The 517-nt window shown below is 65.2% G+C and carries 1 protein-coding gene; it reads left to right on the forward strand.

Features of this window, described 5'->3' with window-relative positions; translation table 11 throughout:
• Window positions 1–159: 159 nt before the first annotated feature.
• Window positions 160–517, forward strand: a 358-nt coding sequence (locus FLQ44_RS11165) for a GTPase (RefSeq protein ID WP_206208829.1), incomplete at its 3' end; no start/stop codon positions are given.

Raw genomic sequence — 517 nt, forward strand, 5'->3', positions numbered from 1 at the left:
CTGCGCGGCGACTTCGCCGAGGCGATGAAGAGGCTGCACACGAATGCCGGGATTCGGGATTAGGGATTCGGGATTGGCGCATGCCTGCGCCTTGCCCAGCTCTGCTCCGTCGAATCCCCAATCCCCAATCCCCAATCCCGAATCCCGGACTCCAAACCCATGGCCATGAGATGCGGCATCGTCGGACTACCCAACGTGGGCAAGTCCACCCTGTTCAACGCCCTGACCAAGGCAGGCATCGCCGCGGCCAACTTCCCGTTCTGCACCATCGATCCGAACGTCGGCGTGGTGCCCGTGCCGGATCCGCGGCTCGACCAGCTGGCGGCGATCGTGAAGCCGCAGAAGGTCGTGCCGACGGCCGTCGAGTTCGTGGACATCGCCGGCCTCGTCGCCGGCGCCAGCAAGGGTGAGGGTCTGGGCAACAAGTTCCTGGCCAACATCCGCGAAACCGATGCGATCGCCCACGTGGTGCGCTGCTTCGAGCACGGCGACATCATCCACGTCGCCGGCAAGGTTG

This window comes from Vogesella mureinivorans, from assembly GCF_007644035.1.
Taxonomy (GTDB): Bacteria; Pseudomonadota; Gammaproteobacteria; order Burkholderiales; family Chromobacteriaceae; genus Vogesella; species Vogesella mureinivorans.